The 9,630-nt window shown below is 38.7% G+C and carries 7 protein-coding genes and 1 pseudogene; 2 read left to right on the forward strand and 6 right to left on the reverse strand.

What is annotated here, in order from left to right:
- Positions 1 to 107, forward strand: a pseudogene (locus LO761_RS12330) (IS982 family transposase); the annotation flags it as partial.
- 396 nt (positions 108 to 503) lie between these two features.
- On the opposite strand, the gene galK reads toward LO761_RS12330, so the two are convergent.
- From galK to LO761_RS12360, 6 genes are all read right to left on the reverse strand, one after another.
- Positions 504 to 1,658 carry a galactokinase gene (galK, locus tag LO761_RS12335; protein ID WP_272818582.1) on the reverse strand — a complete coding sequence of 385 codons (1,155 nt, stop codon included), beginning with the start codon at positions 1,656 to 1,658 and terminating at the stop codon, positions 504 to 506.
- 43 nt (positions 1,659 to 1,701) lie between these two features.
- Positions 1,702 to 3,030, reverse strand: a complete 1,329-nt coding sequence (locus LO761_RS12340; RefSeq protein WP_272818583.1) for an MFS transporter — start codon at positions 3,028 to 3,030, stop codon at positions 1,702 to 1,704.
- A 39-nt stretch (positions 3,031 to 3,069) separates the two neighbouring features.
- Complete coding sequence (locus tag LO761_RS12345; protein WP_272818584.1) at positions 3,070 to 4,164, reverse strand: aldose epimerase family protein; 1,095 nt, start codon at positions 4,162 to 4,164, stop codon at positions 3,070 to 3,072.
- 92 nt (positions 4,165 to 4,256) lie between these two features.
- Entirely contained in the window at positions 4,257 to 5,546 is a 1,290-nt protein-coding gene (locus LO761_RS12350; protein ID WP_272818585.1) for a bifunctional folylpolyglutamate synthase/dihydrofolate synthase, read from the reverse strand.
- 1 nt (position 5,547) lies between these two features.
- Positions 5,548 to 6,738 carry a molecular chaperone DnaJ gene (gene dnaJ / locus LO761_RS12355; RefSeq protein WP_272818586.1) on the reverse strand — a complete coding sequence of 397 codons (1,191 nt, stop codon included), beginning with the start codon at positions 6,736 to 6,738 and terminating at the stop codon, positions 5,548 to 5,550.
- Between the two features lie 12 nt (positions 6,739 to 6,750).
- Positions 6,751 to 7,365, reverse strand: coding sequence for a nucleotide exchange factor GrpE (locus LO761_RS12360; protein WP_272818588.1), 615 nt, complete (start codon positions 7,363 to 7,365; stop codon positions 6,751 to 6,753).
- Positions 7,366 to 7,569: 204 nt separating this feature from the next.
- Between LO761_RS12360 and LO761_RS12365 the strand changes: the two genes are divergently transcribed.
- Positions 7,570 to 9,186 carry an ABC-F family ATP-binding cassette domain-containing protein gene (locus tag LO761_RS12365; RefSeq protein WP_272818587.1) on the forward strand — a complete coding sequence of 539 codons (1,617 nt, stop codon included), beginning with the start codon at positions 7,570 to 7,572 and terminating at the stop codon, positions 9,184 to 9,186.
- The last annotated feature ends 444 nt before the right edge of the window (positions 9,187 to 9,630 follow it).

Here is a 9,630-nt window from a genome sequence, read left to right on the forward strand (position 1 = left end):
ATTTCATGGTCAACCTCTTGGCTGCAATAGCAGCATACTGCTGTTTTCCAAAGAAGCCGTGTATCAATGTTACCAGAACAATTGATACACAGCTTGCCTTATTTTGAATTCGTCGAACTCACGTTAAGATATTTATAAATAGCAATAATTACAAATAGATTTTCAGTAGTAATCTTTTTCTTTTCTTTACAGATACGTATAAGCGAGTGGGACCATACGTATGAGTTTGTAAAATCATCAGAAGTTTTGAATAACTCATGCGTATGAGTTGTTCGGTTCATGCGTATGAGTTGATCGATTCATGCGGATGAGTTTGTCGGTTCATCCGTATCATTTTAAGCGTTCATCCGTATCACTTTGAGTTTTTATTTAGATGTAAAATTGAAGTGATGGTTTTATATGAGTTGGCGGTACGTTTTATTTCGAATAAGGATAAATAGAGAATATAAAAAGAGACTGCCTACTTCGGTAAACAGTCTCTTATACTTGCGTAATATATAATATTAAATCAACTTACGAGAGCCGTCGCTGATGACTACATCATATACTTTCGGGCTACGGCCAAATTTAGCTTTATATCTTTCCTTGGCTGTAGTTATGAATGTTTCGTAAAGTTCGTTTTTAACTAAGTTGATGGTACAACCTCCAAAGCCTCCACCCATCAATCTTGAACCTGTAACTCCGCAATCAAAAGCAATATCGTTTAAGAAATCAAGTTCTTCGCAGCTGACTTCATAGAGTTTACTTAATCCATGGTGTGTTTCGTACATCTTTGTTCCGACTGTTTCGTAGTCATCTTTTTCTAAGGCATCGCAAACATCCAGAACGCGTTGAATTTCTTCAATAACATATTCCGCACGTTTGTAATCCTCTTCACTGACTTCTGCTTTAACCTCATTAAGCATCTCCATGTTAGCATCGCGTAAGAATTCAACATGTGGATGTTTTTTCTGCATGGCAGCTACTACATTCTCGCAACTCTGACGACGTTTATTATATGCTGAAGAAGCCAATTCATGCTTAACAACGGAATCCACAAGAACTAAACGATAACCATCCGGTTTGAATGGGAAATATTGATATTCGAGTGAACGGCAATCTAAACGAATCAAGCTGTCGGCTTTACCGAATACAGACGCGAACTGATCCATGATGCCACAGTTAACACCCACATAGTTATGTTCAGTTGCCTGACCAATTTTTGCCAATTCGAATTTATCAATTTTACTTTCACCAAAAATTTCGTTCAATGCGAAAGCGTAAGTGCTTTCTAATGCAGCAGAAGAAGACATTCCAGCGCCAAGAGGTACGTCGCCTGCAAATGCTGTATTGAATCCTTTAACATCAACACCGCGTTTAATCATCTCACGGCATACTCCGAAAATGTATTTTGCCCAACTTGCGTTTGGAGCATCATTTTCTGTCAGGCCAAACTCAACGTAGTCTTTCAAGTCGATGGAATAAGCACAGACTTTATCTTTGCCGTTTGGTTTAATTTCTGCCATGATACCTTTATCTACTGCTCCCGGGAATACAAAACCACCATTGTAGTCCGTATGCTCCCCTATCAGATTAATACGACCGGGCGATGTGTAAACAGATCCCGTGGTTCCGTCGAAGTGCTTTATGAAGCGACTTCTTACAAAATCTATGTCCATGGTAATTTAAGTATTAATAAGTTTATATTAAATGTATTATTTCTTAGTCAATCTTAATGTTTTTGTTCACATTTTTACTACCAATTAAAGCATAGTAAAGCATGTATGCAACACCGAGGAGAATAATGATGTAACTTGTCATATAAGTTGTTTGGTCTGCTACGAAGTTCTGTACTAAAGGCAAAACTCCACCACCAACTACCAACATCATGAAGATACCGGAAGCAGCTTCGGTATATTTACCTAATCCTTCAACAGCCAAGTTGAAAATTGATCCCCACATGATAGAAGTGCAAAGTCCGCAAAGAACTAAAAGCAGAGCTGCAATAGGAACACTTACCATCTGGAATGAAGAACCGGTGAATACCGGCATTGAAACCTTTGTCTCAACTGATGACATCATAGCGCCTAAAATAAATATAATGGCAATGGTACAAGCGCAAGTCATTAATGTTTTACTTGAGAGCTTACTTCCAAGAATACTTCCGAATATCAGACGGCCGCACAACATCAAGAACCAATATGTTCCGGCAACGAAACCGCCAATGGTTGCTGCTGTTGCAGGATCTAATCCTGCTCCCTTACCGGTTGTATCAGACAAGAAGAAGTTCAAAGTTCCGGGGATACCTACTTCAACGCCCACATAAACGAAGATGGCGATGGCACCAAGAACGAAATGGCGGAAATGCCAAGGGCTTGATTCATAAACCATATTGTCGGCTTTCTTCTGTGGGTCTTCAATAGGAACGAAGAACAAAATAATAAACGACGCGGCAAATACGGCCATAGCTATGTATAATACCAAGTTAACGTCTGTAATGGCTGTATCTTTAGTGACTGTGCCAATCAAAGCACCCACGAGCATAGGAGTGATGGTTCCCATCAAAGAATTGAATGTGCCACCAAACTGAATGTACTGGTTACCTTTTTTACCGCCACCGCCAATAAGGTTCAACATAGGGTTAACAACAGTGTTCAGCATACATACACTGAAACCGCAAATGAAAGCGCCAAATAAGTATACGAAGAAGTTAGTTGGTAGACTACCAATCTGGCTGCCTACTCCAACCATTCCTGATAAGAATTGGACGAATACACCGATAAAACCAATTGCAATTGCAAGAAGAGCTGTCTTTTTATAACCTATCTTTGTTAAAAGTTTACCAGCCGGAATACCCATGAACAGATAAGCTAAGAAGTTCATCATATTTCCCATCATACCCCAAGTACTTGAACCTTCAATACCTGGCTGGTTTTTCCAAATAACACCGATAGGCGCGGCTAAGTTGGTAACGAATGCAATCATACCAAAGAGGAAGATCATCGTAATAACGGCGATCATGTTCCCATTTTTCTGTTGTTCCTGTGACATAATTTTAGATTTTTAATTTGTTTAATATTCTTTTGTTTCTTATTTCTCTATGCTAAATTTATAAATGGTAGTTTGTTTATATTCTTCTCCCGGATTTAGAACACATGATGGGAAGTGTCCTTTATTTGGTGTATCCGGAAAATGTTGGGCTTCAAAGCAGATAGCGCTGCGACGTGGAAATGTTGTTCCATGCCATCCGGCAAAGCCATTGTGCCAGTTACTGGTGTAAACTTGTACCCCCGGCTCTGTTGTATAGACTTCCATTACTCGTCCGCTATTTGGTTCTACGCATTTGGCGGCAAAAGTTAAAGAGCCGGCTTCTCGTTTGTTCAGAACAAAACAATGATCATAGCCGGCTCCAAATTCTATTTGTTGTATTTTATCGTCAATGCGACAACCTACAACATGCGGAGTACGAAAATCAAAAGGAGTTCCTTCTACTTTGGCTACATCGCCAAAAGGAATGGAAGTATTATCTATTGGTAAATAATAATCTGCGTTTATGGTAACAATGTTATTGTCGATGGTTGCTGTTGGATTATCTAAACCGGAAAGACTGTAGAATCCATGATGTGTCATGTTACAGATAGTCTTCTTGTCTGTTGTGGCTGAATACTTGATGATAAATTCATTATCATCGGAAAGTTGATATTCTACATGAACCTCCAATTTGCCGGGGAAGCCTTCTTCTCCGTCTGCAGAAACATAATGCAACTTTAATGTTTGTTCATTTGTTTGTTCTGCGTCCCAAACACGAGCATGAAATCCGGTTGGCCCTCCATGTAGATGATTAGGTCCGTTATTAATAGCCAGTTGATACTCTTTTCCGTCTAAAAGGAACTTGCCTTTTTCAATCCGGTTTCCATATCGGCCGACTAATGTGCTTAAGAATGGTTCATGGCTGTTTATTACATGGTCAATAGAATCATGTCCTTGGATGACATTTGCGAATTGCCCGTTTTTATCCGGCATCATCAGAGCTGCAACGGCTCCACCGTAATTTGTTACTGCGAGTTCAGCGCCATTTTTATTCTTTAGGACGAATAAATCTGTTTGTTTACCTTGAACAGTTTTCTGAAAATCAGCTCTTTTCAAACCACACAGATATTCTTTCGAATTTGATGTGTTTATCATGTTATTAAAATCTTTTATTTGAAAATATAATTTCTTATGCAAATAAAAAGATTTAATTCGGTTTTCACAAACTTTTCCGAAATAAAGTATGATTATAAATGACGAAATTTTAATAAATCCGCAATAATAAAGCAACTGCCTCCGATATAAATGAAATCATTTATGCCTGCTTCGTTCTTGGCAGCCTTTACAGCAGTATTAACATCAAGGTAAGCAGTCCCATTTAGTCCGGCTTTTTTTGCTAATGCGAGTAATTGATTTTCAGGAAGTGCACGTTTGACAGATGCTTTAGTGAAATAATAGACAGCGTCTTTTGGTAATATAGCTAACACACTGCTGATGTCTTTATCGCTTACCATACCTATTACAATGCGCAGTGTTTTATAATGTTGTTGTTTTAACTGTTCCGTTATATATTTGAATCCCCCAATATTATGTCCTACATCGCAGATAATGGTTGGGTGTTCGTTTAATTTTTGCCAACGTCCTTGTAAACCTGTCAGCTCACATACATGGAGAAATCCGTTTCTAACGTCTTTTTCTGCTATCTTATAACCAATTTCTTTTAATTTTTTGATAGCGGAGAGGAGAGTATTGGTGTTTTTTATCTGATATAGTCCTCCTAATTCTCCTATTAAGTTAGGATATTCGGTCGATTGATAGATTCTTTCGTCTTTATTATTTGTAGAAGAGCTTTTTAATAAGTGTTCTTCCTCTGAAAAAATAATAGGAGCACTCATTTCTTTAGCTTTCTTCAAGAATACAGCCTTAGTCTCATCAGTTGTTTCCCCGATGACCACGGGGACGTCTGCTTTTATGATTCCGGCTTTTTCATTTGCAATCAAGGCTAAGGTATTACCTAAAAATTGCATGTGATCAAAACTGATGTTAGTAATAATAGATAAGTCGGGATGGATAATATTAGTACAATCTAAACGTCCCCCCATACCGACCTCTATAATGGCAATATCTACTTTCTGCTCGGCAAAGTAAAGGAATGCCATTGCTGTTGTTAACTCAAAGAAAGATGGATGAAGCGGTTCGAAGAAATGGCGATGTTCGTCTATGAAATCTATAACAAACTGTTTGGAGATAGGATCTCCATTAACTCTTATTCGTTCCCGAAAGTCGACTAAATGCGGGGAGGTATAAAGTCCTGTTTTATATCCTGCCGACTGAAATATAGCGGCAAGTGTATGTGAGCATGAGCCTTTTCCGTTTGTTCCCGCTATATGGATAGTCTTGAATCTCTGATGTGGGTGATTAAAATGTTCATCCAAAGTATACGTATTGACCAACCCTTCTTTATAAGCATCTTTTCCTATATTTTGAAAAAGAGGGGTACTGTTGAACAGATAGTCAATCGTTTCTTCGTAATTCATTTTACTGTTTATTAAAGAAGTTCTTGAACTTGCTGAACAATTTATCTTTGATAGTTGTATTTGGCTTGAAATTTTCCGATTCTTGCATCTTTTCTATCAAACCTTTTTCTTCCTTATTTAAGTTTTCCGGAACATATACACTGATGTTGACGAGTAAATCGCCTATTCCTGTATTTGCTCCATAGCTGTTAATACCCGGCAATCCTTTTCCACGCAAACGAAGAATTCTGCCCGGCTGTGTGCCCGGCTCAATTTTTACCTTTGCTTTTCCATCAATAGTTGGAATTTCTACCGTTCCTCCTAAGGCTGCTGTAGGAAAACTAAGCAACAGATTATATATCAAATCGTCTTGATCACGAATTAGTTCGGCATCTTTTTCTTCTTCTATTATAACGAGCAAGTCTCCCGATATTCCATTGTGCTTTCCTGCATTACCTTTACCGCTGATAGTAACTTGCATGCCTTCAGCTACTCCGGCAGGAATCTTAACGTCTACTACTTCTTCACCGTAGACGATTCCTTCGCCGCCACAAACTTTACATTTATTCTTGATAATGTTACCTTCTCCACCACAAGTATGACAAACAGTTTGAGTACGGATAGTACCAAATATACTTTGCTGAGTTCGATATTCAGTACCTGAACCATGACAAGTGGGACAAGTTTCAGTTTTGCCATCTTCCGATCCTGTGCCATTGCAATGGTCACAGATAACGTATTTTTTTAATTTGAATTTCTTTTGAACGCCTGTTGAAATTTCTTTCAGATTCAGTTTAACTTTAACGCGTAAATCAGAACCGCGATATTGACGTTGAGCTTGGCTGGATCGACTGCTTCCTCCAAAACCAAAACCACCAAAACCGGAATGTCCACCAAAGATATCACCGAACATCGAGAAGATATCATCCATAGACATACCTTCTCCTCCAAAACCGCCAAAACCTCCGCTGCCATTAACACCTTCCGGTCCGAACTGATCATACCGCTGTCTCTTATCAGGATCACTCAATACCCCGTATGCTTCGGCTGCTTCTTTAAATTTCTCTTCAGCTTCTTTTTTCTCAGCATCCGACTTACCGCTCTGCAAATCAGGATGGTATTTAATGGCTTGCTTACGGTATGCCTTTTTTATTTCATCGGCCGTAGCTGTTTTACTAATGCCTAATACCTCGTAATAGTCTCTCTTTGCCATGAATGTGATGCTTTATTGCCCTACAGCTACTTTTGCGTGGCGAATAACTTTGCCATTTAATGTGTAACCAGTCTGGACACAATCCAATACTTTACCTTTTTTATCTTCCGATGGAGCAGGAATCATTGCAATAGCTTCAAAGAAATCGGTATTAAACTCTTTTTCTTCTGTTTCTATCTTCTTAACGCCTTGTGACTCAAGTGCTTTAATGAATTTGTTATAGATGAGTTCTATACCTTCCTTTGCCGGTTTTAGCTCTTTAACTGTATCCAGATTAATAATGGCTCTCTCCATATCATCTATGATAGGTAAAATAGACTTAATGACTTTTTCACCTCCGTTTAGTATCAATTCTGCTTTCTCTTTAATGGTGCGTTTGCGGTAATTATCAAACTCGGCAGACAAACGTAAATATTTGTCTTTGTCTTCCTCAATAGTTTTTTTTGCTTCTTCCAATTCTTCTGCAGAATTAACTTCGGTAGTTGATTGTTCAACTTCTTCTTTAGTCTCTTCCTGAGATTTTGATTCAGTTCCCTCTTCATTCCTTTGGGGGGCTGTTTCCGGCTGTTCAGCTTCTGCTTTAATTTCCTCTTCCTGAGACTTCTTTATATTTTCATTCGGATTCATATAATTATATTTCCTTTTGTTTTTTCTATGCTTGCTCATAACTGTCACATAAAATGTTAATAGGCATATAACAAATATTGTGCCTTTCCTCAATTTCCGCGCAAAGTTAGAGAAAATATGTCAGACTGACACAATTTTATCAAATTAAATGCCTACCTTTGCACTCTCAAAATAAATATTATATATAAATTAAGGTATTAGCTGATGATTACAATTTCTGACCTTTCCATTCAGTTTGGAAAACGTGTGTTATATAAAGATGTTAACCTGAAGTTTACGAACGGGAATATTTACGGTGTGATTGGCGCTAATGGAGCAGGTAAGTCTACGCTGCTGAAAGCAATTTCGGGAGAGCTGGAGTCTTCGAAAGGAACGATTGTGCTGGGACCCGACGAGCGACTTTCTGTGTTAAGTCAGGATCACTTTAAATGGGATAAGTTTAAAGTACTCGATACCGTGCTGATGGGGCATAGTGTTTTATGGAACGTGATGAAAGAACGGGATGAACTCTATGCAAAGCCGGATTTCTCGGATGAAGATGGGATAAAAGTAGCCCAATTGGAGGAAAGTTTTGCGGAACTCGATGGATATAATGCTGAGAGTGACGCAGCTACGTTGTTGAGTGATTTGGGCATAAAGGAGGATAAACATCATTTGATGATGTCTGAATTGAGTGGTAAAGAAAAAGTTCGAGTTATGCTGGCTCAGGCTTTGTTTGGTAATCCGGATAACTTGTTACTTGATGAGCCGACTAACGATTTGGACTTGGATACGGTTAGCTGGTTAGAGGATTATTTGGCCAACTTTGAGCATACGGTGTTGGTTGTCAGCCACGACCGCCATTTTCTTGACGCTATTTCTACGCATACTGTCGATATAGATTTTGGAAAAATTAATCTGTTTGCAGGAAACTACAGTTTCTGGTACGAATCAAGTCAATTGGCTTTGCGTCAGGCACAAAACCAACGAGCTAAGGCTGAAGAAAAACGCAAGGAATTAGAGGAATTTATTCGCCGGTTCAGCGCGAACGCTGCTAAGAGTAAACAGACTACCAGCAGAAAGAAAATGCTGGAAAAGTTGAATGTAGAGGAGATTCGTCCGTCATCGCGTCGTTATCCCGGTATCATTTTCTCAATGGAGCGCGAACCGGGCAATCAAATTCTTGAAGTTTCCGGTTTGCGTGCGGTATCTGATGATGGAAAAGTGCTGTTTAGTGATGTTAATTTTACGGCAGAAAAAGGAGATAAGATTGTATTCTTAAGTCGTGATCCGAGAGCGATGACTTCATTCTTCGAGATTATCAACGGAAATCGTAAACCGGACGCGGGGCATTTTAGTTGGGGCATTACTATCACGACTGCTTATCTGCCTCTTGACAATACATCATTCTTTGAAAGCGATATGAATTTGGTAGAATGGCTGAATCAGTTCAGCTCGGAAAACGAAGTTCAAATGAAAGCATACTTGGGGAGAATGCTTTTTTCGGGCGAGGAAGTGCTGAAGAAAGTGAATGTTCTTTCCGGAGGTGAGAAGATGCGTTGTATGATTGCCCGTATGCAACTGAAGAATGCGAATTGCTTGATTTTAGATACACCGACTAATCATTTGGATTTGGAATCTATCCAAGCATTTAATAATAATCTGAAGTTGTTTAAGGGAAATATCCTGTTCTCTTCGCACGACCATGAGTTTATCGAGACTGTTGCGAACAGGATTATAGAGTTGACGCCAAACGGCATCATTGATAAGATGATGGAGTATGATGAGTATATTGCGTCTGATAAGATTAAGGAGATGCGAGAAAGAATGTATGCTGTTTAATAGTCATCATACGGTTGTCTTATGTCTTTGCAAAGTGATACGTATAATAGCAGAAAGTGATGCGGATGAGTTGTCTCGTTCATGCGTATGAGTTGATGAAATGATACGCATGAAATGTCAAACTCATACGTATGAGTTGATCAACTCATGCGTATCACTTTCCGAAGTGGTACTTATCATCGGTTCTGTTGATGGTTTGATTTCCGAATACGATACGTTTACCCATGTTTTTTATATAAGGTATATCGGTCTAATGATGTGCTTTCTTAATAATAAAGGCTGAATCTTTTCATTCAGCCTTTATTATTATTCCAATATTAGGCGTAATGGACATTTGGTAGGCTGAAACCTCTCAAATGTCCTTTATTCATTACCTTTGCAGCATTTGAAAGCTTATGAATAAAAAAACTGTATATTCTGTAACAGTTCAAATGTTAAAAAGAA

The sequence above is a fragment of the Phocaeicola oris genome (assembly GCF_021295095.1).
In the GTDB taxonomy this organism is placed as follows: Bacteria; Bacteroidota; Bacteroidia; order Bacteroidales; family Bacteroidaceae; genus Phocaeicola; species Phocaeicola oris.

Coding starts and splice junctions, on each gene's coding strand:
- LO761_RS12345 (WP_272818584.1), bottom strand. CDS start 4,164: ATGATAAACACATCAAATTCGAAAGAATATCTGTGTGGTTTGAAAAGA.
- LO761_RS12340 (WP_272818583.1), bottom strand. CDS start 3,030: ATGTCACAGGAACAACAGAAAAATGGGAACATGATCGCCGTTATTACG.
- LO761_RS12360 (WP_272818588.1), bottom strand. CDS start 7,365: ATGAATCCGAATGAAAATATAAAGAAGTCTCAGGAAGAGGAAATTAAA.
- LO761_RS12350 (WP_272818585.1), bottom strand. CDS start 5,546: ATGAATTACGAAGAAACGATTGACTATCTGTTCAACAGTACCCCTCTT.
- galK (WP_272818582.1), bottom strand. CDS start 1,658: ATGGACATAGATTTTGTAAGAAGTCGCTTCATAAAGCACTTCGACGGA.
- LO761_RS12365 (WP_272818587.1), top strand. CDS start 7,570: ATGATTACAATTTCTGACCTTTCCATTCAGTTTGGAAAACGTGTGTTA.
- dnaJ (WP_272818586.1), bottom strand. CDS start 6,738: ATGGCAAAGAGAGACTATTACGAGGTATTAGGCATTAGTAAAACAGCT.